16 protein-coding genes are annotated in these 23626 nt (G+C 41.7%); 5 read left to right on the top strand and 11 right to left on the bottom strand.

Features of this window, described 5'->3' with window-relative positions; all coding sequences use genetic code 11:
- Window positions 1-75: 75 nt before the first annotated feature.
- From MSWH1_RS07855 to MSWH1_RS07870, 4 genes are all read right to left on the bottom strand, one after another.
- Window positions 76-1356, bottom strand: coding sequence for a restriction endonuclease subunit S (locus MSWH1_RS07855; RefSeq protein WP_052723142.1), 1281 nt, complete (start codon window positions 1354-1356; stop codon window positions 76-78).
- Window positions 1346-2383, bottom strand: coding sequence for a YhcG family protein (locus tag MSWH1_RS07860; RefSeq protein ID WP_048127546.1), 1038 nt, complete (start codon window positions 2381-2383; stop codon window positions 1346-1348). The genes MSWH1_RS07855 and MSWH1_RS07860 overlap by 11 nt, the downstream gene beginning before the upstream one ends.
- 444 nt (window positions 2384-2827) lie before the next feature.
- Entirely contained in the window at window positions 2828-4342 is a 1515-nt protein-coding gene (locus MSWH1_RS07865; protein WP_048127548.1) for a type I restriction-modification system subunit M, read from the bottom strand.
- A 492-nt stretch (window positions 4343-4834) separates the two neighbouring features.
- The gene (locus MSWH1_RS07870) at window positions 4835-5404 is read right to left on the bottom strand and encodes a hypothetical protein (RefSeq protein ID WP_048127550.1); all 570 of its coding nucleotides are present in this window, start codon (window positions 5402-5404) and stop codon (window positions 4835-4837) included.
- Window positions 5405-6619: 1215 nt separating this feature from the next.
- On the opposite strand from MSWH1_RS07870, the gene MSWH1_RS19985 reads away from it, so the two are divergent.
- Together MSWH1_RS19985 and MSWH1_RS07880 are read left to right on the top strand one after the other, a co-directional pair.
- The gene (locus tag MSWH1_RS19985; protein WP_231591933.1) at window positions 6620-6859 is read left to right on the top strand and encodes a transposase; all 240 of its coding nucleotides are present in this window, start codon (window positions 6620-6622) and stop codon (window positions 6857-6859) included.
- A 142-nt stretch (window positions 6860-7001) separates the two neighbouring features.
- Complete coding sequence (locus MSWH1_RS07880; RefSeq protein ID WP_048127554.1) at window positions 7002-7469, top strand: peptidylprolyl isomerase; 468 nt, start codon at window positions 7002-7004, stop codon at window positions 7467-7469.
- A 391-nt stretch (window positions 7470-7860) separates the two neighbouring features.
- Here the strand turns inward: MSWH1_RS07880 and MSWH1_RS07885 are convergent, their stop codons facing one another.
- The gene (locus MSWH1_RS07885) at window positions 7861-11211 is read right to left on the bottom strand and encodes a NosD domain-containing protein (RefSeq protein ID WP_052723143.1); all 3351 of its coding nucleotides are present in this window, start codon (window positions 11209-11211) and stop codon (window positions 7861-7863) included.
- Window positions 11212-11508: 297 nt separating this feature from the next.
- Entirely contained in the window at window positions 11509-12687 is a 1179-nt protein-coding gene (locus tag MSWH1_RS07890) for a hypothetical protein (protein WP_231591934.1), read from the bottom strand.
- Between the two features lie 337 nt (window positions 12688-13024).
- Between MSWH1_RS07890 and MSWH1_RS07895 the strand changes: the two genes are divergently transcribed.
- Window positions 13025-13831 (top strand): hypothetical protein, encoded by an 807-nt coding sequence (locus tag MSWH1_RS07895; protein ID WP_197074626.1) that lies wholly within the window; start codon window positions 13025-13027, stop codon window positions 13829-13831.
- Window positions 13832-13973: 142 nt separating this feature from the next.
- Window positions 13974-14492 (top strand): NUDIX domain-containing protein, encoded by a 519-nt coding sequence (locus MSWH1_RS07900; RefSeq protein WP_048127556.1) that lies wholly within the window; start codon window positions 13974-13976, stop codon window positions 14490-14492.
- Between the two features lie 637 nt (window positions 14493-15129).
- Here MSWH1_RS07900 and MSWH1_RS19615 read toward each other — a convergent pair.
- Window positions 15130-15303, bottom strand: a complete 174-nt coding sequence (locus tag MSWH1_RS19615) for a hypothetical protein (RefSeq protein ID WP_197074627.1) — start codon at window positions 15301-15303, stop codon at window positions 15130-15132.
- Between the two features lie 603 nt (window positions 15304-15906).
- Entirely contained in the window at window positions 15907-16725 is an 819-nt protein-coding gene (locus MSWH1_RS07915) for a nitroreductase family protein (protein WP_048127560.1), read from the bottom strand.
- 556 nt (window positions 16726-17281) lie between these two features.
- Here MSWH1_RS07915 and MSWH1_RS20505 point away from each other — a divergent pair.
- The gene (locus MSWH1_RS20505) at window positions 17282-17413 is read left to right on the top strand and encodes a hypothetical protein (protein WP_255350493.1); all 132 of its coding nucleotides are present in this window, start codon (window positions 17282-17284) and stop codon (window positions 17411-17413) included.
- A gap of 95 nt (window positions 17414-17508) precedes the next feature.
- Here the strand turns inward: MSWH1_RS20505 and MSWH1_RS07920 are convergent, their stop codons facing one another.
- From MSWH1_RS07920 to MSWH1_RS07930, 3 genes are all read right to left on the bottom strand, one after another.
- Window positions 17509-19701, bottom strand: a complete 2193-nt coding sequence (locus MSWH1_RS07920; RefSeq protein WP_048127563.1) for a DEAD/DEAH box helicase — start codon at window positions 19699-19701, stop codon at window positions 17509-17511.
- Window positions 19702-20218: 517 nt separating this feature from the next.
- Complete coding sequence (locus MSWH1_RS07925; protein ID WP_048127565.1) at window positions 20219-22126, bottom strand: threonine--tRNA ligase; 1908 nt, start codon at window positions 22124-22126, stop codon at window positions 20219-20221.
- Between the two features lie 276 nt (window positions 22127-22402).
- Complete coding sequence (locus MSWH1_RS07930; protein WP_048127567.1) at window positions 22403-23500, bottom strand: AI-2E family transporter; 1098 nt, start codon at window positions 23498-23500, stop codon at window positions 22403-22405.
- Between the last annotated feature and the right edge of the window lie 126 nt (window positions 23501-23626).

Genomic DNA, 23626 nt, shown 5'->3' on the forward strand with positions numbered 1-23626 from the left:
TTCCTGCCCGAATTGCGCGTCGGGAGCACGCGTCCTTCTCGCTGCGCTCGAGAGGACCAAAATTTAAATTTGCCATTATACGCACACTCTTACATTTCCTGTAAGAAGATCCTGCATAAGTCCTTTTTTAAGTTCTTGAAGTTTGTGTAAATAGCTCTGGTTGTCCTGAATCTGGGAATCAACTTTTGAGAGGATGGAGGCGATTTTTTGTTGTTCGGGGAGAGGAGGAAGAGGAAAACTGAATTTTGTAAAATCTTTTTGATATAAATGTGAAATTGTTGAACCTGCTTTTAGGACTGAAATAAACAATTCAAAGTAAAAAGAATTCAATATATTGTATAAATATTCTGGATAACACCCGTTATTTAATGATCTCAATACAAATATTCCACTATTCAACGTAGCAAGATTTTCTAATTTGTCTACATATGCAATTTTTCCAATGGTTCCATCTTTAGTAACTAATATATCTCCATCTTTCAATTGGATATTCGAATCCTGTAAATATCTTTCTTCAGAAACATATACACAAGTATCCCAATTGATTCTACCTCTCTCAAAATCAGTTCCTGTAACCAAACAGTAATTTCCTTCGTTTAAATATTCTTTAGTAGTAAGACCCTGCCATCCGATTCTTCCTTTTAATAAAAATGTTGATTCAATATTCCTTACTTCCCAAGTAATAGGAATATTATAATATTTTGTCCCAATTTTAATTTCTTTAAATGTTGTGTGCTCTATCCCTTTTGTAAGCAGTTTCTGCATCAGACCTTTTTTTAATATTTCAGTTTTCTCAATAATCTGCTCTGTCTGTTCGATTTGTTCATCGACTTTTGAGAGGATGGAGGCGATTTTTTGTTGCTCTGAAAAAGGTGGTAATGGAACTTTATATTTTGATATTGACTGCCATGACGTTCGTGGGAGGTTGCTTCCTGCTGTAGTCCCATTTATATAGTCCAAAAATTGTTTAGAGTGCAGGATGTATATGACAAACTCTTTTATCGAACTATCTTTACATTCAATTACGATAATATCAGTGGAACAAATTCCCTCTTTATCTGTTAAAACTGCTTTATCTAGATAAGGACGTAATTTACCGTATAATATGTTATTTTTCGTAAACTTGAATTTTAAGCTTTTTACAGAATCAGATCTACCATAATTGGTTAGCTTTGTTTCTCCAGAGCTGATATGTTCCAATCCCACGTAAATTGTTTTACCTGTGCTCTCGGGTAGTACAGATTCTTTTACTTGTTTAATGCAAGTCCCTAATTCTCCAACTTCCCATTCTTCCGGAATCACTCCCAATTCCGTTTTCTTATAACCATTCGGCACTTTAACGTTTTTATTCTCCATTTGCAAGCCTCTTTTCCTGTTCTATCAATTCTCTTTCTCTGGTCAGTTCCTTCTTCAGTTCTTCTTCACTTGGCAGGTAAAGTTTGTATTTTGAGGCAAAGAGATTCTTGCTTTCGTTAAGCAGAGTGTACTTTACCATTGCTTCGTTTTTGTTTGAGCAGAGGATCAGGCCGATGGTCGGGTTGTCTCCGGGCTGTTTTTCTTCTTTTTCGAAGTACCGGACGTAGAAGTCGATCTGGCCGATGTCCTGATGGGTGAGTTTGCCAAGTTTGAGGTCTATTAAAACGAAGCATTTGAGAATGTAGTTGTAGAAAACGAGATCGATGTAATAATGATCTCCGTCAACGGTTATCCTTTTCTGGCGGTCCACAAAAGCAAAGCCTGCTCCCAGTTCAAGGAGAAATTCCTGAAGGCGGCTGATGAGGAGATCTTCAAGGTCTTTTTCAAGAAAGTTTTGCTGTTGTTTTATTCCCAGGAATTCAAGAATATAAGGGTCTTTGATCAGGTCTTTAGAGGTTTTTATTAGCTGGCCCTGGGTTGAGAGTTTCTTTACTTCAGCGGGATCTTTACTTAAAGCGAGCCTTTCGTAGAGCAAGGAATCCATCTGTCTTTCCAGTTCTCTTGTGCTCCATTTGTTTTTGGCGGTTTCAACAAGATAAAAACTTCTCGCATCTTCTTTTCCTACTTTGAGGAGCAGTCTGTAATGCGTCCAGGACAATTCATCACGCAGTGCGTGATGAATTGGGAAAGCAAAGTAAAACTGCCTCATGTACCTTAAATTAGTAAGAGTGAAACCCCTCCCAAACTCGTCTGTCAATCTTTCTGCCAGTAGTTTGAGTAGATACGTGCCGTATTCTGCCCTGTTACTCCCTTTCTGCTCCTCTTCAACAATTATCTTGCCTATGTTCCAGTAGGCAAGCACCATATTGAAATTGATATTTCTGTAAATGCTGTCCCTTGCATTTTCAATTACATGCCTTACTTCGCTGTATATGGATTCAAAATCTCTGGAGAGTATTTCGTCCATTAAACCCAAACTCCTTCTAGAAAATTAGTATAAAATGTATTACATGAACACGATTTTTTCATTTTATCCAATTCATCACGCACTGCGTGATGAATTTAAAAACTTGCAAAGTTGGATGCCATTCCCTTTTAATTTAGCAATCGGTCGTTAACTTCTAAATTGTTAATTTTTTGATACTTTTCTTCTACAGGGTATCTGATATTTGCGTTTTTATTTGCTCGAAGTCATTATGTTCCAGCCGCGCTGAGGCGCGGGACAAGAACGGTCGAAAGAAGCTACTCAGTTGCCCCGAAATAGTTATTCCTCTTGAATTTGTCAAGCAGTGCTTGGTGAATTTATAATTTTAAAGTGTCCGTGCGTTCTCCTCTCAATTGGCCACGCAGTGAGTGACCAATTTAATATTTCCCAAAGTGAGCCCAAAATTAAGAGATTTCTCATTCCTCTTCATTCCTCGTACCCGAGGTCCTTCAAATAAGCCTGCATTTCACTGTAGGACTCGTCTCTCTGCCTGATAAGCTCTTTTAACTCTTCGTTGACCGCTGCTACATCAATTTCAGGTTCAGCTTCTGAGGTGTCCACATAAAGGGAAACGTTCAGGTTGTAATCATTTTCGACAATGCTCTCTTTCCCGACAACGGCACAGAACTTTTCAATATCTGCAAAGCCGTCAAAAGCCGAGACGATCTTCTCAACATTGATGTCCCGCAGGAAATTCTGGGCTTTTCCTTCTTCATATTCGGAAGAGGCGTCGATGAAGAGGATTTTGCCTTTTCTTTCCGGGCGCTTGTTTTTGTTGAAGATTAAAATCGTGCCTGGACTACCTGTGTTATAGAAAAGGTTCTGGGGGAGGGCGAGGACAGCTTCGATCTGGTCATCGTCAACATAACCCTGGCGGGAGGCTTTTTCCTGCCCGCCGCGGAAGAGAACGCCGTTGTCAAGCACAATTCCAAGCACGCCCGACGAGTTCAGGGTTGCAGTCATGTGCTGAATCCACATCCAGTCGGCAGAAGAGGCGGACGGGAGCGCGTATTTAACACGGGAATAAGGGTCGCCTTTGGCGAGCCAGTCTCTTGACCACTCTTTCTGGTTCCACATCGGGTTAGCTAAAACTCGGTCGAAAACCATCAGTTCGCCGTTGTCCAGCAGCTTGGGGTCGGCCATCGTGTCGCCTTTCTCGATCCTGGCATCGAGGATGTCGTGCAGGAGCATATTCATCTTGCAGATGGCCCAGGTGTTGAGGTTCTTTTCCTGCCCGAAAAGGGAGATTTTGTTCTGGTTTTTGCCGTGTTTCTGCAAATAGTGGATGCATTCGATAAGCATGCCGCCTGAGCCGCATGTGGGATCGCAGATGCGCATATCCTCAGCGGGCTTGACCAGCTTTACAAGGAGCCGGACCACTTCTTCAGGGGTGTAGAATTCCCCGCCTTTCTTTCCGGCATCGTCTGCGAAGTGTTTGATCAGATATTCGTAGGACCTGCCCAGCATGTCTTTATTTTCAAGGGAATGGTTTGCCAGGTTGTATCTCCCAAAATGAGTGATAAGCTTCTGGAGAACGGCATCGGATATGCGTCCCTTGTCGTTAAAATCAATCGCGATCAGCACGCCTTCAAGAGAAGAATTTTCGTGTTCCAGGACTTCAAAGGCTTTGTTTATAGCCTCTCCGATGTCAGAAGACTTCTTTTCAAGTTCGGACCAGCGGGCGCGAGGAGGGACGAAAAAGCTGCCTCCGTGCTCGTCTTTGTCAGTTAAAGCAATCTCTTTTGCTTTGGCATCAGGCATGCCTTCTTTTACGAGTTCTTCCGTAACCCGGATGATATTTTCATCAAACTGGTCAGAGAGCCTTTTCAGGAAAAGCATCCCGAAAATGTAGTGCTTGTATTCGGAACTATCAATTGAGCCCCGCAGGATGTCTGCGGCTTTGAAAAGGTGAGTGTTGAGTTCATTGAGGGTTAAAGGCATGTTTTTTGGTCCTGTTCTGATGAGAATGGAAATTGTGGTTTAAAATTCTGCATATGGAATGAAGGGGTTGGAATTGAATATTGGTTGGAATCGAATTATATGACTATCTCTTATTAATATTCCAGTAAAAAGCTTGTGATTCTGATTTATTCGTTGAGGATCAAATATATTTTTTGGATTATGTTCTGACGATTATAATCAACTGTGTTTTAAAATTCTGCATATGAAATAAAGAGGTTAAAACCGAAAAATACGATATTCTCTCGTAATCCAGTAAGAAGCTTGCGAGGAAGTGGGCTGAACTTATAACTTTTTTGATAAAAACCGTCGGGCTCAAGCCGCGTCTGATCGCTGAAAAAAAAGCGGGTGGATACCATTTAGGTTCCTGATATAGTATCTCCCAATTACTGAGTTTCCCCGAACCTTATAAGTAAAATAAACTGGGACCTGATAGCAAAAATCCTTAAAATTTCACAGGTCCCCTCTACCCGGTTAGTTCTCAATGTGGTCATAAATCATGACCATTGCCTTTGTTATTTTGTACATGTCTTCAAGGATCGGTGTTGTGCCTTCAGGCTGCCCGAGGGTTGCGTTTGCAGCATCGAGCATGTCCTGCGGATATACGAGGCTCGCGTTCAGATCCGCAATCGAACTGTCGAAAGTATTCATAGCTGATTTTGCGCTACTCATGTTTGAGGGATCTTTCACATAAACAATCGTTGAGTCCACCGTGTCTATACCTGTAGATGTTCCCTCTATTGTGGACTGCAGGAAAGGATATTCTCCAGAGTGGTCGTTGAGGGTCTTGTTTATAAGGTTCAGGTTGAGGTCAAGCAGGCGAAGCATGGACTCGAGAAAACGGAAGCCTAGGCCCACCTCCTCTTCAACAACTTCAGTTTTGTTATATGAAGTCGTTGAGTATCCTGTTAAATTTATTTCCCCGTTTTCATTTTCAAGAACTGTCCCGGCTTCATAAGTTGTTTTTGCTGAAGCTGGAAGTACAGATAGAATGATGAAGAGTCCTGCGGCTATCCACAGGCAAAAGACCTGGAATCTGTCCATAACAATTTTCCCCACTATTGTTTATCAGAACTTTAAGAAATTTAATGGAACCTAACGGAACCTAACGGAACCTAACGGAACCTAACGGAACTTAACAGAACTTAACGTATTTTCTTCCCTGTTAAAAAATAAACAATGCTGCCTATAAATACGTAATGATTTATGTAAAATAATTGTATAAGTTGAATACCTTCAAAAGGACAATATAATGAAAAGTTTGTACAGATTTTTTTTCATGTTTTTTTTCATGTTTGATAATATTTAAACTACTGTGTACTGAATGTTTAGAAAATAAAGTATCAAGTTGCGCTATAAGATAAGAAAAATCCCAATTTCTCTCAAAAACTTTATATTTACAAACTTCAAAATTATAATATTGGAATTATTTTTCAAAAACTTTAACAGTCTTGATCTGGCTTTAAAACTCTCCTTCTCAATAGCCTTCTTCAAATACACTATCAATGAAGTTCGCGGGCATCTAAAATCATGAACAATAATCAGGAATTAAGACACTGCATCTCACTGATTTTTGCCTCCTGAAATGCCCGAAGTTCCGGACACTTTTCCCCCTGAGAAAAGCGAAAAAGACTGTAAACTGTTTAATTCACAGTGCAACTAAGAGAAAAAAAGCTGTAGCCTCTTAATTAGTCCCCTGAGAAAAGTTCACAACTCTAATCATAAATTATACATCTTAAGCGACGTTCAGATCAGCGTCCATAAATAAGTCCTCTTGAAAGTCCTCTTGAGCGCAGCGAAAAGTAACCGTTACTTGTCCATAAATAAGTCCTCTTGAAAGTCCTCTTGAGCGCAGCGAAAAGTAACCGTTACTTGTCCATAAATAAGTCCTCTTGAAAGTCCTCTTGAGCGCAGCGAAAAGGACCGCGTACTCCCGAGGCGCAATTCGGGTGGCGAAGGATTTACATGTAAGGCGAGCATACAATGCACAAAAAGCCGACAGAAAGACAGGCACACATAATAATAAGTTTAACTCTAAGGCGGGAAGTCCCCTTCCTCGGAGCGTAAGCGACAGGTGGGGGATGAAAGCCGTCAACTTCTACACCAAAACTATGATTGAGAACACCAGAGCCAATACAATAATTGTTGGTGATCTTAATGTAAAAAATATGACTTAATCAGAAAGTAACTGGAAAAAGAAAACGTTCTCAGAATAGATCAACTCAGAATCAAGGATATCTTTCTCGTTTCATCGAATTCTTGACCTACAAAGCAAAGCTTACAGGTAAAAAAGTAATAAGAATTGATGAAACTTATACATCAAAGGAGTGCTGTGTCTGTGGAAAAAGACACGACATGCCTCTTTGGGAAAGAATTATGAAATGTGATTGCGGAAACGTTATTGATAGAGATAGAAATAGTGCTATCAACATCATTAAGCGATTCTTATCACAGAATGCTTTGTGGACAGGCTATCAGAAATTTTCTGATAATCTTTGACAAACAGGATTACAGATGGATACTTGCATAACTGCAAATATCCAGGTGACGTAATCACTCGACGGAAGCTCCGTCCTCACTTTCATCAGAAAGCAGGGTGGGGTAGTTCACATAAGACTAAAAGATCGGTAGAGGAACTGAAATGGCTGTATGGAAGGGTAAGAAAGTGGTTTTGCACACCACTATGGGTGACATCACTCTTGAACTGTTTGAAGACATGCCGATTACGGCAGGAAACTTTGCAAAACTTGTGGAAAAGGGCTTCTATGACGGCGTGATTTTCCACAGGATAATTGACAAATTCATGATCCAGGGCGGAGACCCGACAGGAACGGGCATGGGAGGACCCGGTTATGAGATCCCGGATGAATTCACGAAACACAACCGGAACGACAAGGGCACGATTTCAATGGCAAATGCAGGCCCGAACACAGGTGGGAGTCAGTTCTTTATTAACCTTGTAAATAACACTCACCTTGATAAAAACCACCCTGTTTTCGGAAAGGTCGTAGAAGGTATGGAAGTTGTCGAAGCCATGGGGAAGGTAAAGACCGATCGCCAGGACCGCCCGAAAACTGAAATAAAAATCACAAAGGCTGAGCTGGTCTGAGGAAAAGTTATGTTGCTGTCGAGCTTTAACTTCTATTTCATCAGGATTTAACTTTTACAGGAAAGAAGGTCAACTACCCGCTAAATCTAAAGATTTAACGGGTTTCCTGTTTTATTCCCGAAACCTCAATCATTTTTATTACTTTCTTAAATTTATGTTTGTTTTTTCTCTTCTCCTTTTTCGCGGGTTTCAGGATTTGATTTTCTGGTTTCGGGAACATACTCCTTATTAGGACAAGCACTCACAAAATAATCGTTCTCATTTTGGATGAGCCTGCAAAAATGAAGGGTTGAGAAGAAAAAGAAAACAAAAACAGCTCAAAAATAAAAGTTCAAAGGCAAAATAAGAAAATCAGGGAATATAAAGTAACATCCCCTATTTTTCAAATTGTTTATTTCAGGATTCTTTTCTTTGCAAAGAATACCAAAGCAAGGATTCCGAAAAACGCAAAGGAACTCTCGAACCCAGGTGTGCTCTTTTCAACGTCACCTGTTTGCTCTTTGCCGGTGACTGTCCTGGTTTCTTCCTCTTCAGCCGGAGTGATCACTATAGCCCCGAGTTTGTCTCCTGTAATCGCATAAAGGGAGAAGCCCGGAGTTGCTGCCTTGAAATAGTAGTATTCTTTGTCTTCATATGTCATTTCTGTGAGAAGCGAATTCCATTCTTCATCGTGGAACCTGTCCATTGTTATGGTAGAGACATCAATATTGTTTTCTTCTACCCAGCTTTTGGATACCCTGAAGTTAATATCCGCTCCATTGATGTTGTTTCCACTTTCGAATCGTTCGTTTCCGACCAGGATGTTCATCCACTGGTAGACTTCTCCGTCGGGTTTTTCTCCGGAACTTCCGTCTCCAAGAACCTCAATCCTTATGATGACATTTCCAGAATACTGCTGTGAAGTGAAACTCAGGCCCAGTACGCCGGAAACAGGATTATTAAAGATAAAGGTGGTTTCGGACCCAGCAACAACTCTTTTCTGTGAGCTGTCAATGCCTGTAACACCTGTGCTTCCTTCACTCGAAGGAATGTAATTAGCAGAGCTTTTGTGCCTTGTTGTCGTAGAGGGAATAATCGTAAGGGGCAGATAGTCAAAGGTCCCGTTTACGAATTCATAGGAGGAGTCTGCAATTCCGTCCTTGTCAGCATCCGTACAGTTTTCAGAAAAGCCTGTCCCGTTGGGATTTGCCCAGTAGTTGCCTCCAAGATACAGACCTCCGACTATACTTTCCCCTGAAGTTTTGCTGATGTTCCAGGTGTTGTTAGCCTCGCTGTAAATGAGGGTGTTGTTTACGTTGTTGAAATAGTTGTTGTAAATCGTGTTATTTCCACTTTCCGGACCTTCAGTATCCCCTACAAGCCCGATGCGGGACATAATTTCAGTCTGGTCCAGATCAAGGGCAAGTCCTGCCAGGCTGTTCTCGACCACGGTGTTGTCGTAGATAAGGCTGTTATTTACATCATAGAGCACGATTCCGTAAGAATTGCCGGACAAAGTATTCCCGGCAAGGATGCTTTCTCCTGTTAACAGAAGCCCGATTTCACTTTCATCTACCGTGCATCCTGTCACTGTATATTCAGCCCCTGTGCCTTCCTGGAGATTTTGAATCAGGATTCCTCCGGAACTACAGTTAGTTACGGAGCAGTCACTTATGCTGCAATTGTCACCATCGTAGGATACTAGTCCAATCTTACAGCTTTCAAGAGTATTGCTTTCAAGGGTTGCGTTCAAAGGTTCATAGAGATAAATGCCCCAGACCTGATAAGAGTCCTCAACAGTGTTGCCCTCAAGCCTGAGATCCTCTAAAGAATCTAAACCGATTCCATATCCTGTGGGTTCCAGACTTCCGCTGACAAGGGGAGAATTCCCAGCTCTAAGCAGTGCATACTCACCTGTTACATTCTGAACCGTATTGTCCAGAAATTCTACATTGGAAGAATCTTCCGCATAAATTCCCATATACCCGATATCCCGTACCGAGTTTCTCACAAGCCCGATATTCTGGCAATCCTCAATAAAAATTCCTGTGAGGCCTGCCTGGTCAACGACATTGTTTTCGAGCCTGATATCCTGGCAATATATAGAATAGATCCCAAAGCCATAGGCTTCCTGGGACTGCACAAGGTCCGTGTTTACAAGGATATTTTCTCTTATGAGGGTGTTTTCCCTTGAGAGGGTGTTTTCCCTTGAGAGGGTGTTTTCCCTTGAGAGGGTATTTTCCTCGCTTCTTACAAGCTTTGAATTTACAGAGCTATAGTATGAGTACTCTTCTGAGGCATTCTGAACAGAATTGCCCGTAAGTGAACAGTTCTCGGAATCAAAGGTGACAATCCCATATATAGAGTTCTGAACTGTATTCTCAGTAAGAGTGATATTCATATCCTCTTCAAACACAATCCCAGCCCATGAGTTTTCAATCCTGTTGTCCGAGAGCCTGACGTCCTGAGAAGATAAAACTGTGACTCCAAAGAAAGTGTTGTTTATAGTGTTGTTTTGCATTTCCGAACTCGTATTATACAGAAAAACCGCATATGAGTTGTTCTGTAGCACAAGGTCCTTAATTTCGGCATTTCCACAGTTTATGCAGTAGATAACCCCTGCATCACTTCCAATTGAAGGATTTGGCTCCCCTTCAAGGTAATAAACCGCTTTTCCGTCTACAAGATTGCTGGTATCAATTATATTCCCGGTTGCGTTATCAAAGTCATAGATCTCGTAGATATCGAGATCAAAATTGTACCAGTTTCCAGACATGTTATTGCCTGTAAATGTACAGTTCTGGATATCCCAGAGGCTAATTCCATATATTCCCGAAATTGCAGTGTTGTTTCTCAGGACACATTCATCGGAATAATCCAGGCTGATGCCGTAATATGAGTTTGAAACTGTATTGTCGGTAAGATTACAGCTGCCGGAATAATACAGATAAATGCCATAATCATAAGCATCTGAGACTGTGTTGCCGGAAAGATTACAGCCTCTGCAAGAGTACAGATCGATGCCATCTTCAGTGTTTGAGATTGTGTTACCGGTCAGGACACAGCTTCCGGAATTATTCAGGTAAATGCCATCATAACCAGTATCCGAGACTGTATTACCGGTCAGGATGCAACTGCCGGAATTAGACAGATAGATGCCTTGATACTCAGTATTTGAAATTGTGTTGTTGGCAAGAAGACAGTTGATGGAAGAGCTGAGATGGAAGCCGTAACTGGTAGAACCGGAAACCGTATTGTTGATCAGGTTGCAGCCGCTGGAACTCTCCATCTGAATAGCGCAGTCGTTCCCCGAAAACTTGTTATTGATTATATTAACCCCTGAAACCCTGGTTATGAAAACTCCCGTATAGTATCCTTCCCCGGTAATGTTGAATCCACTGATGGTTACGTTATTGGCAATTACTTTGAAATTGTGGCTAGGGGAAAACGTTCTTACAATCGTATCGTCGGGATTTCCGGAAAGGGAACGAATGGTGAGGTTTGCTACATTAACATCTACAACCTCTGTATACGTTCCCGGATAGACAATGATCGTATCTCCGGAGCTTGCATTGTCTACCGCAGCCTGGATGGTTGTATAATTACCGCTGCCCCCAGCATCTACGTATAGGGTTGAAAATGCAGGTGGAGAAGGTGGAACCAGTCCAATGGGTGTAGAAGCTGCTGTTCCACTGGAAAGAAGAAAGATTAAACATGCAATTGTTAAAAATTGAAAATTATTTTTTCTATACAGTAATCCCATTTTTTCAGATCTCCTCATATTCGTATTAATCATCAATGGACTAAATTTCATTTTATTTCAGATGAAATATCTATTAAATTTTTATATATTGTATTTTATTAGTATGAGTAATAGTATAAATAATTTAATCCTGTAGGGGACGGATTGTTAATAGATTGCTAATAAATGGACATTGCTGTGCAAAAACGGTCTTGTAAAAAATCAGAATAAATCAGAAAAAATCGGAAAAACAGGCACAAAGCGATGAAAGTACTTTTCAAATCAAGTACTTTCATACCAAAGTGAAGAAAAACCCACTTATTTAAGTGGTTTAACGGGAAAAACCCATGGAAAAATATTATAGATGTTATTTTTTATCAAGCTGACGTTGCAGTTTGCCATTTCCTTATGTTCAACACCTTCCCCATTCCCATAGTCAACACCTCCTCTATCACCTGCCAGCTTAACCAGCCAGGCATTCCCATTTTTAACACCTGTGGCTATGTACCCGTCGTCTGAAGTCTGCTGGCCGGAATAGAGCGTGCAATTTGGAAATATTTTTATCCACTCCTGATTACCTTCACTGTCCGTTTTTAGTATGAAAGCAGAACCATCTATAACATGGGAAAAAGAATCATTATACCTTCCGGTCAGCACATAACCATTGTCTGAAGTAATCGAAATCGAGATTGCAGCATCATCCTTCGGGCTGCCGAAGGTTTTATTCCACTGCTCCTGACCATATTCATCGGTTTTTACAAGCCAGATATCGTCACTGTTTGAGTCCTTTGATCTGGTTGTGCTGGCAATTGCATATCCACCGCCAGGGGTCTGCTTAACAGAATCAGAACTTAATGTTTCAAGACTCTGGTTTTTGCCAAAGGTACTATTCCATTGTTGATTGCCGTTTATGTCGTATTTAGTTATCCGGATATCATAATCGACCAGAAGTGCAGCGAAATAACTTCCAATCTCATACTCAACCATATCCCCTACTATGTATCCCCCATCCGAGGTACGTTCAGCCTTATATTTGAGATAATCCTCGTGAGTGATTTCATCAGATACCCTGTTCCATATCTCATTTCCATTACTGTCGGTCCTGACCAGCCAGGGTTCAGCATAGCCGGAAGGAAATGTATAGCCTGATAACACATAACCGCCATCCGAGGTCTGGCTGGCAAAGTATCCCTCATCAAAATACGTCCCTCCGAAAGTTTTATTCCACTGCGGATTCCCCCTTTCATCAACCTTGATAAGCCAGGCATCCGGATAGCCTTTCGTACCTTTGCCGTATGAGGAGCTTATTCCTGCAACGATATATCCATCGTCTGAAGTCTGTCGAATACACCAGGAGCTATCTTCACCATCTCCGCCAAAAGACCTGTTCCATTGTTCTGCAGGTGCTGCTGCAACGGCTACATTCGAAAACTGCGAAAACAGAATTAAAATAAGAAAAATCTGGAACATTCTATACCCTGCATTTTTCTGAAACATTCTATTTCCTGCATTTTTAACCATTCTTTCACTCCAAAAATATATACGCTTCCGGGTTATATCCGACGATCTTGATTGAGGCTCTCCGTCTTTATCAGCAGTAAAGTCGATTTCTTGAACTCTTTAAACTCCTTTTTATTAATTCCTTATAAGTTTTCTGACCATAATCTCTAACAATCAAAGAAAGGGAGACTTATATAGTTGAAAAGGAGATTAAAAAAGCTAATTTGTGAACCTGGCCAGAAAAAGCCTATAACTATTTATCAATAAGTCATTAATTTCTGTTAAATGTATTAAGTCAAACCTGATTTTAACTTCATAAATCGGAGGCAAAACCGTGAGAAAAATTATAAAATATGGAATTTTTCTGGTTTGGGTTCTTTCTTTGCTGACATTAAATGCTTTAGCTTTGTCAGATCCTTCAAACGATAATCTCAAACTGGAAAACAATAACAGTGAATCCATTGGTATTGATATATGTATCGACTTCATATGGTATACCCATGAGGAGTTAAGAGACCACTCCGATACGATTGTAATAGGTACAGTTAAGGAAATACTTACACCCAGATGGAATACAGCAGACGGAAAACAACCGCATAAATTACTTTCTAAATTTGAATATCCTGACGACGTCATTTACACTGACATCGTTATAAGTGTTGATGAATACCTGAAAAATCCGTCACCGTCCGGAGAACTTATTGTAAGAGTCACCGGTGGGACGGTTGGGGATTTTAGCATGGCTACAGATGCAGATCCAAGTTTCAACACCGGTGAAAAGGTTTTGCTCTTTCTGAGAATAGACACTAACCCGAATACAAAGGATATTGGTCCTGAACACTTCATAGTTACAGATTTTTACCGTGGTAAATATACATTAACCGAGGATGGAAAAGCTACAACGCCTGATGAACATACTACTCTGGATGTACTGTTGAGTTCAATTAATCAAACTAATAATAACACAAGTGATACCGAAGTATCAGATAATAAAGAAACAGCAGATAAGCAAGAAGGATCAGGTTCTACTATTCAATCAAAAAGAATTCCTTTCATAAGCTTTTTCTGGACGCTTGGAGCAGTGCTCGGAGCAGTTCTGATTGTAAGACACAGTGTAAGACACAGTGTAAGACACAGATAAAAATAAGGTTTTTTCTGATAGACACAGGTAAAAATAAGGTTTTTTCTGATCTCATTTAATGGCTACTCTGCTTTATTAAGGAGGTATCACGAATTTATTATGGAGCAGGAAGATCAAAGCATTTTGGAGAGGGGGAAGAATAGTGAGTACTTATAGCAATGGCATTCTCTTATTCAGGTTCAGGAATGAGATACTCGAAATAATGCTGGTTCATCCGGGTGGGCCAATCTGGGCAAAAAAAGACTATGGAGTGTGGTCAATACCTAAAGGGCTACCCGAAGAGCATGAAACTCCTCTGGACACAGCAAAAAGAGAATTTAAAGAAGAAACAGGGTTTGAGGTTGACGGCGAGTTTATTGATCTGGGAGAGTTAAATCAACCTAACAGAAAAATAGTGCATGTATGGGCTCTTGAAAAAGACCTGGATATAACAGGTGTTGTAAGTAATACATTTACGCTTGAGTGGCCAAAAAACTCCGGAAAAGTACATGAGTATCCCGAGGTCGACAAAGCAGGCTGGTTTGATATTGAGCTAGCTAAGAAAAAAATACGAAAAGGACAGATCGGCTTTCTTGATAGACTCATGGATGTTATAAATTACTCCCCGAAGGAAGAGCACTCAGACAAAGGAAAAAGATACAGACAAACTACACTATTTTAAACAATGACAAAGTTTGATGATCTGGAGAGAAAACTTATAAGACTATAATTATCGTAGACGTTTCCAGAATCTTTAATAACTTCCAAAATACTGCGTGAATTAGGGAGAATAATAGAAACAGCGACTTTCTTATCGATTTCGTTCATGTCAACCACAGCAATAACTGAGGGGATTTTGACCTCTAAATATATTATACTTTGAGAAGTTCAGATTTTTTGGAATTCAATCCTTATTTAGTGGATCTTGCCCTTGAATATATAATAGACAATCTGTCAATACGATCCCATACAATATCATATACAAATCTAGCATAAGAGAAAGGATAATTCACCCAAAAAACCAGTTTATTGAAGCGCGATAGATCCCTATAACCCTCTACCCACATTGATTCACTTAAAAATCCCTTCCAGATATGAGATTTTTGCATATGTTTCCATCGCCTGAACATATGGGTTATTATGAGTAAGAAGGTACAAACGACCCCTAATTGTTTTTTTGTCATTTTTTCACCCTCACCGACTAATAAACTTAATAATAATAGGTTAACAGGAAAATGCATTAAAAGCAACATATTTCTTACAGATTATATCTTAACCGATTATATCTTAACCGAATACAGATGAATATCTTTTCAAAATTATACTTTCTTTCTTCCCATTTTCTTTCGTACATACCGTAAAACCCCATAAGAACAACCCAACAGAAGCATAATCTTAACTGGTTTCTCACCTGCTTTGAGGAGTTCTTCGATTTTTTCATGGTCGAATTTTGGTTTCTGACCTTTCCTTTTTGGAGGAGATTGGCGACTCATTAAGATTTCACCTCTTCATACAATTTACTGTGCTTTCAAGTCCAAGAGGGTTGGTCATTTTATAGGTTCAACTGTAGCTGAAAAATTCTTTAGCTTCCATAGGCCTGACAGAACCTCAAGAAGTTGGAAAAACCACTTAGAAATCCCATATTATCCTTCCCCACAATACAACATATTATAATAAAAATATAAAAGCCTTTCATATTAATTATTAATTTAAACTATTAATATTTCTTGTATCATCCTCTCCTTTTCATCAGAGGCCCGAACCAGATACAGACAGGTGATTGGCAGCATGTAAAACAAGACAACTACCCACTGGTCTTCTCTCCGGAAGCTGTGAGAATTGGGTGACGTGGAAATAGTGGAGGACCGAATTGTGCGGGACGGAAATATCTGGACCTCGGCAGGCACTTCTGTCGGTATCGGTCTGGCGCTTGTATTTGTCGAATACATGGCATATGAAAAGACGGCGGGTAAAATTTAGCTTGGTGCCGAGTACTATCCGGCAGGCAGGTCATATGGTATGATGCGCAAAATTCCACAGGCTCCTGAATATTTGAGGAAAAGGGACTGAAACGTCCACCAACCCTTTAAAAAACTTCACTTCCATGTTACTTCAAGGGGCTTCCTGCGAGGGATTCCATAAACTTTGTACTGCGGGTTGCCAAACATCATTGCATAGGCAGATTTTCTGCCAGCAGGCAGGTCGAGTTCCTTCTGAAGAGGTTCGTAGAACATGGCAGCAGCCGCAACAAAGCCAGCCCAGCAGGTACCAATACCGAATGCCGGTGCAGCGAGATCAAAATGGGTGAGGGCGATTGTGGCATCAACAGATGCAATTGGGTTATCTTCAGGGATATGGGCGAAAAGCAGGTGCGGAGCGTCCCGGCAAATGATGTCGTATCCCTGATCCCATGCCGAAATAAGCGCAGGTACGTAGTCGCTCATCGGGTGGGGGGTGTTCACCAGACTCTTCATCCATTCGATGGTGAGCCCGGCAATCTTTCTTACTTTCTCCGGATCATGGACAACGAGCCACTGCACTGGCTGACCGTTGGTTCCGGATGCGGCGTAGTGGGCAATATCGAGGACTTCGAGGATTTTCTCCTTTGGCACAGGCTCTCTGGTAAAATGCCGAATAGACCTGCGTTTCTTGAGATAGAACGCTATGTCCTCAGAAGAGATGTTGCCAGTATCTGCAGGCAGGGGAACTTTCTCATCAGGGCGAAGGTTCAGGACGAGAGCCTCAGACGGGCAGAAAGCTTCGCAGTGCCCGCAATAGAGGCAGCGTAAAATGTTTTCGTCTTTCACTTGCGGAAGATGAACCTCATCAACTGAATCGATAATACCTGAAAGGCATACCTTTACGCAAATGCCGCACCGTGTGCAGCGATTCTTATCAACAATAAGGTGGGTCATAAGTATCAAATCCTGTTAAAGGCAAATTCTGTCAAGGGCAGATATATTAACCGGTCGGCATTACTAACCAGTCAGTGTTTGTTACTTTTCTTTGTTTCTTTGTCTGTAAAGATTCACTTACTATTAAGTTCCATAAACCTTTTGCAGGAAGCCTCTGAGTCTTTAGCTCAGGGGTAATTGACTTATTCCTGAATAGCCCGAGTTTCGCTTCGGGATCACAGGAAATCGGAGATTTTCTGGGAGTTGCACTGCAAGTGCAACAGCATGAGATCCTTTTCGCTGCGCCCAAGAGATCTATTTATAAATATTAGGACTTACGCAGTTGAATTTAACACCACGAGCGAGAAAGACTTAACTGTATAAACTTAAATAATGTTGATGAGTCCGCATGTGCATGATTTTTCATTTCAAGTGCGTAAGTCCTAAAATATTTATTGTCCGTATAATGTCATTCGCCTTCGCTAAAGAGGACTACTTAATAATATTTATGACCAGTACAACGTCATTCGCTTTATCATTTCGTTTTTGTCACGCTCGACACAGGAGAGCGGCTTTCATGCTAAAAAATAAGACAAAAGACCCGAAAGAAAAGCCGGAAAGTAAAAATGGAGTAAAAAGTTGGGAGTTGCAGTCAGAACCTGATAAAAATATATCTGAAAATACTCTTTTCCACATCTGTTTTTATTGATTTTTACTGGTAATTTCAACCTTTTGTTTCTTTCTACTCTTTTTGCAGGGCCGCCAGACAAGCTGGCGGAGGAGCCTATTGTTCCGTGGATTAGATTATTTTTGCCGGATAATATTCTTGACCCGCCGGTCCCATTCCGTGGACTCGAAAAGCTCCCTGATTTCTGGAGAATCATCAATAAAGCAGAAACCCCAGTAGACTGCAGGCAAAAACTCCCTTTTCCACTGTTCTTTTTTCTTTTTATCAAGGAACTGGTAGGTTTCAGAAGATGAGAGGCGGCTTACGAACCCAAGAACCTTGACAAGGTCGGGAATAGTTTTCTGGGCAGAACCTATTTTCAGACATTTAAGTCTGTAGCTGTCTATCTTCCTTAAATCGGGCTCAAATCCCAGGGTCCTTAAAATTTTATTTTTCTCAGGCATCGAAATGCGTGCACCGTCATACTTCAGGGAATTTAAGGCCTGAAGTTTAAGGAGCCATTCAACCTCCCCGAAGACCTTGGGCTTGTGCTGCCTTGAAACATCCCCTAACCTGCGGTCTTCGTAGGCTTCCCTCTTGAGCCTGTTTATCTGGTCGGAAAGGTTCGCGATCTCTTCTGCGTCTCTAAGTTCCCTAACCCTGAACCTCAAGGCTCCCCGCATAAGTTCCCGCTTTTCCCGTTCAAAGGCTCCGATATCTTTTTCCTCGGTGATGGCAAGAAGGCGTGAGAAATATTTTGCCCGAAGAGCAGTTGGAGGAAGCCTTACAGGGACCTCTTTTGCCTGTATGCCCTTTCTTTTTCCCTTGCCTTTCCTGAAGTTTCTGAAGTCTACCTTGCAGATTTCTATTTTTCCTTCCTCAATTGCCCGAGCCGCATCTCCTTCGGAGAACAGCTCTTCAAGACGGATTTCAGGCTGGAGCATCTGGACCTGGTCAACCTTTTCCCCGTTGAAAACCCCTTCTCCGAAATGCTGATAGAGGGAACCGATGCTGTCCGCAATCTCAAAGATGTTTCCCCTATACTTCCCGGAAACAGGTGAAAGCCTTGTAACCCTTCCTACCTGCTGTTCAAAGAGCCGCATACTAAGGGTTGGCCGCAGAAGGATAAGGGTTTCAAGTCCCGGGAAATCAAAACCTTCGATCAGCATGCCGACCGTGCAAAGGACATAGGGAGGCTTTCCTGCTTCCCTGAAAGCTGCAAGAAGAGCATTCTGTTCTTCCTTAGGCAGCTCAGAGGTTATAAAAGCGGCATATGTGAATTCCCCTTCAGGAGTATAATTCTTAAAATCAAGAGGTAAGACGGGATCAGAGTCCTTTTCCAGCTCTGGGATAGATATTTCCCCGTTGAAAACCGAGGCGGTGAGTTTTGCATGGAACGCGTTGATTTCCTTTCCGTCTGCTCCGGCTCCATAGACCCGCTTCCGGACAGGGGCGCAGAATACAAGGGTTTTTGCATATCTCTGCTTTACCATAGAATCATATACATCTTTTGCGAGCTGAGTTCTACGGATAACTTTTTTCAATTTATCAACAGTGCTGCAGTCAAGGTAAAGGTCCTGTTTATCAAGTTCATCCAGCCCTTTTTCAAAGTCAAAGATCTCAAATATATCTTCCGAACTTTCAGCAATCGTATACTTAAGGGGTGCAAGTTCTTCGTCAAGAATACATTCTGGAAGAGTCTTTGCATAGACCTCCCTCATATCCCCGGCAATTTCGTCCACGAATTTAACATTTCCGACCACACCCTGAAAAGGAGTTGCAGTCATCCCCAGGATTCTGGTCCGTTCTCCGAACTCATTGAGAAAATCGTTTCCCCTGTTATTGATGAAGTTGTGGATCTCATCCACGATTGCAAGGTCGGTATACTCGAGAAGCAGTTCTTTGATTTCGGATGCCTGTTTTCCGAGTACTGTTTGCAGAGAAGCAAAGAGCACAAAGCCTTCACCTTTTTCCTGCCCGGATTTTTTAAGGGCTTCTGCAATCTCTTTTCTAGATACCTTATGTTTGGAAGAGAGGAGCGCACTATTGGGAAAGAGGGGCCTGTTTTTTTTCCTATCGTAGTAAGTCTGGCTCAGGAGAGGGTTATTTTTAGAAATAAGGAAAAGTACAAGTTTTCCTTCCTCGTAATATTTTTTCATTATATGTTTTGAAAGAAAAGTCTTTCCCCAACCAGTAGGAACTTTGATATAGCCTCTCTGATGGGTTTCAAAATATTCCAGAATATCCTTAAAGATTTTCTTCTTATCTTCCCTCAAGGGCTCGAGCTCGACTGTTTCCATGCCAGCTGAGGCTTCATTTGAAATTGTCATCAGTAAGCTGTCCTCACTCTTTTCACTCTATGAAATTTTCAGTATATGCTAAAACCAGAAAGTTATCTTTCAAAGAATTATCCGGGAAATTGCATGTCCCACGCACAGGAAATCGTCCATGCAACTGGAAATCGTCCATGCAACTGGAAATCTTCGAAGAATTAACTCCCCTAATAACTACAAAATAACGGATAAAAAACTTCAGTCCAGAAAACCTGGGCCATCTCCTTTCGTTCTGAAATCGAAAAGAGCATGTTTGAACTGCTTTTAGTTAAAAGAAATCCTTTACCAATAATAAGAACTACCGTGATATAAGAATTACGGAGGTATAAGAATTACTATAATATAAAGTTGTGGAATATATACTATGGATATATAAAGAGCCATTATTGTACTGAAATGTAAGACTGCAGAAATCATGAACTGCAACAATTTCTGTACGGAAAAGTCAAGGGAAAAGGTTCGTTTTAGAGGTTCCTTATCCTTTGAGATCTTCCGTAAAAGGAAATTTGAAAGTTTAGAAGAACTTTGGTCTTGCAGAAAGATACTTTGCAAGAGGCAGTTTCCTGTAAGGCTTGCCAGCAGTTTCTTCTTTTATGCAGGAATTAAGTTCTTCCGGGGTCATCTGAACTTTTTTAGGCTTATTCTGTTGGGACTCTGCCCGGACGGTTACGTTAAGCGTGCCTTCCTCTATTTCCTGATCTCCAATAACCACAACATACGGCACCCATTCCCTGCCCGCTTCCCTTACCTTCTTTCCTATGGACAGGTCGCGGTCATCAATATCAACCCTGCAGTCCAGTTTCTTTGAAATCTCTTCGGCAAAAGTGAGGTGTTTCTCGGAAATCGGCACAATCCTTACCTGAGTGGGAGAAAGCCATAAAGGTAGTATCGGGACTTTCCCTTCTTCGGTTTCCATTGCAGCTTTTTCAAGGAGAGCATAGATACAGCGTTCGATTGCCCCGCTAGGAGAGCAGTGGAGAACGGTCGGCCTTTCCAGTTTACCGTCAGCGCTCACATAAGAGATATCGTACCTTTCAGCATTTTCCACATCGATCTGGACAGTGGAAAGGGCGCTTGCCTTAGCAAGGGCATCTACGAAGTTAAATTCGAACTTGAGCACGAAGTAGAAGAAACGGGTATCCCACATTTCCACAAGCACGGGCTTGTCGACGGTCTTTGCCATGCTTACTACCAGGTCTTTATTAGACTCATAGAAATCCTTTGTGAAGCGGATGGCAACCTCGTAATCGTCAACATGAATTCCCATATTTTCAAGCACGTCGATACAGAGGTCATACTGTTGCTTGAACTGGTTTACAGCCTGTCCCATGTCCTCACAAAGGGTGTGCATATCCGGCATGGTAAAAGCCCGAAGTCTTCTTAAGCCCACAAGTTCCCCGCGCTGTTCTTTTCTGAAACTGTAGCGGGTCATTTCGATCATCCTTAAAGGCAGGTTTTTGTAGGAGATCGTCATGTCGTGGTTCATAAGGAACTGCCCGAAACAGGCTGCAAAGCGCAGGAACATTTGCCGCTTGTCCGACTCGATGGAATACTGCCTTGCAGGGAACCTGTCCAGGTATTTCTTAAGAGTCGGGTGGTTCATGTCATACATCAGAGGAGTTTCGACTTCCATCGCCCCGAAATCGGTTGCGACATCAAGCACATAGTTTTCCAGGAGGGACTTGATAAGCCTTCCCTTGGGGTAATAGCGCATGTTTCCCGAGTCTGACCCTGGCTCGTAGTCTGCAAGCTCAAGTCTCCGCATTAGTTCAACATGGGGGGGAGCACGCTCAACTGCCCTGCTTTTGGAAATTTCATAATTCATAAACTTCTGAAGTTTCGGGTAAGGAGCAAGGTCAAAGCCCTCGACTTCATGGAGCTCACCGTCCGGAGTAAGGATGCGCCAGTAAGACCTTGCAGTACCCTCAGCCTTCAGAGCCTCGGAAACTACCTCTTCTTTTTCCTCGACTGCTACGGTTTTGCATACTGCCTTTGCTGTTCCCTCGGGACGGATGCTCCTGGAAAGTTCGGAGAGAGGATGCCCCTTACAGCTTACAGTAAAGGATTTGTACCATCCAAAAGGAGCCCTTTTTACCTCATATTTTCCTGAGAGGGCTTTTTCAATTCCTTTTAAGACCGCTACTGCAACTTTCGGGGAAGAAAGGTCAGAGCTCAGGTGGGCATATGGATAAAGCATTATACGGTCGGTTTTTACCTGGGCTGCCACCTTTTTTATTTCAGAAACAGCTTTTTCTATGGCTTCTTCCGGATTGGCTTCATCCACGCTTTCCACAGCCGTAAAAGCAGCGAGAGCTTCCTCAAGTCTGCCTGACTTTAAGGAATCTTCTATTTTTTCAGCAACTGGAGTTTGTTTTTTGGTTTGGTATTCAATATAATCAGAGTGAATGAGCAATAACTGCATTCTATCACCTGTGTTTTCTAAGCCGAATATATGTTCCGATTGATTTCGGTTCTGGATCAAACAGAGGGTCAAACAGTATCTGACTTAGTATTACGATTTAATATCAGGACCCTTAGTATTACGATTTAATACCAGGACCTGATTTCAGGACTGTTTGAGGTCTGTACACGTCAGTAGATCTTGATTAAAGGGAGTAAAGAAGAATATATGACAGTCCTAACATCCTGCAATGATATAAAACAATCCCTTTCGCTTCATTGAGAGCTATTTTCTCAATCAGTCCTGGCAGAATTTTTTCAGGTTTTTGAGGTAGAGATCAGCCTGTGCTGCAAGTTCAGGATGTATCTGCTCCTGATAAACTCTGTAAGCTGCAACGAGTGCTCCCAGAAGAATAGGGGCTGCAAAAAAACCTGCAATTCCTCCAACAAAAGCCCCTCCTAAGAAAGCAAGCATGAGCAGCATCGGATGGATCTTTGATTTCATGCCGGTCAGGAAAGGTCTGAGGATCAGTTCGGGAGGGCCGTAAATTACAAGGGAAGAAACCACAAAAAAAAGAAATGCACTTTCAAACCCCTGTTCTAAATAACGTATTAAAGACAGGGGCACAAGCACCATATACCCGGCAAAAAGAGGGATAACCGAAGCTATGAAGATAAGGGTTGCAAGTGCCAGAACGTGGCGATATCCAAACGTGTAAAAAACGACAACAGAAGTCACACTTACTATGAGGGCAGAGTAAGCATTGCCTATGAAAACTCCCTTAAGGATAAGGTCCAGATGAGCCGCATAACGGTTTACGATGCCCCGGTAATCACCAGGTATCACGCCAAGAAAAGCGCAATAAAGCCTGTCCCCATCGGCAAGCAGGAAATAACAGAAAAAAATCGAAACTATGAAATTAATAACAAAGAGACCGATGCTCTGGGCATATGAGATTAAACCTACGCTGCCGACTGCAGGGAGCAGGGAGGTAAAGAGGTTCCATATAGCATTATTTATCCTTTCAACATATGTTTCCGGAATTTCCAGAGCATTTATAAAATCTAAAATTCCGCTCATGACCGAAGTCTGGTGTTCAAGAATCCAGGAGATCTGGTTAAGGATCTCAACAACTCCGGCTCCTACAATGAATACTATAGGGATGAAAATGAAAAGGCTGGCTATCAGAGCCCCGATTTTTCGGTACTTCCCAAATTTCACCTGGACAGGCCTGGCAATATAAGCAAAGACTATCCCGAGTACAATTCCGTCTGCCAGGGGCAGCAGGATCAGGAAAGCGAAGAACAAAAGCACAGCTAATGCAAGGGCTACTCCTATTTTCCAACGGCTGGCAATAATCTGGCTGACTCCGTCAGGCGGGTAATTAAATCGCATTTTTCAGTTCCATTATGATAATAGATTGTAGTAATTAAATCAATTAATTAGAGGTAAAGATTATCAAATTCGTGAACCGGAAACAGAGGTATCAAATTAGTCTGAATGTAAATATTGTTAAACTCA

The sequence above is a fragment of the Methanosarcina sp. WH1 genome, from assembly GCF_000970005.1.
Lineage (GTDB): Archaea > Halobacteriota > Methanosarcinia > Methanosarcinales > Methanosarcinaceae > Methanosarcina.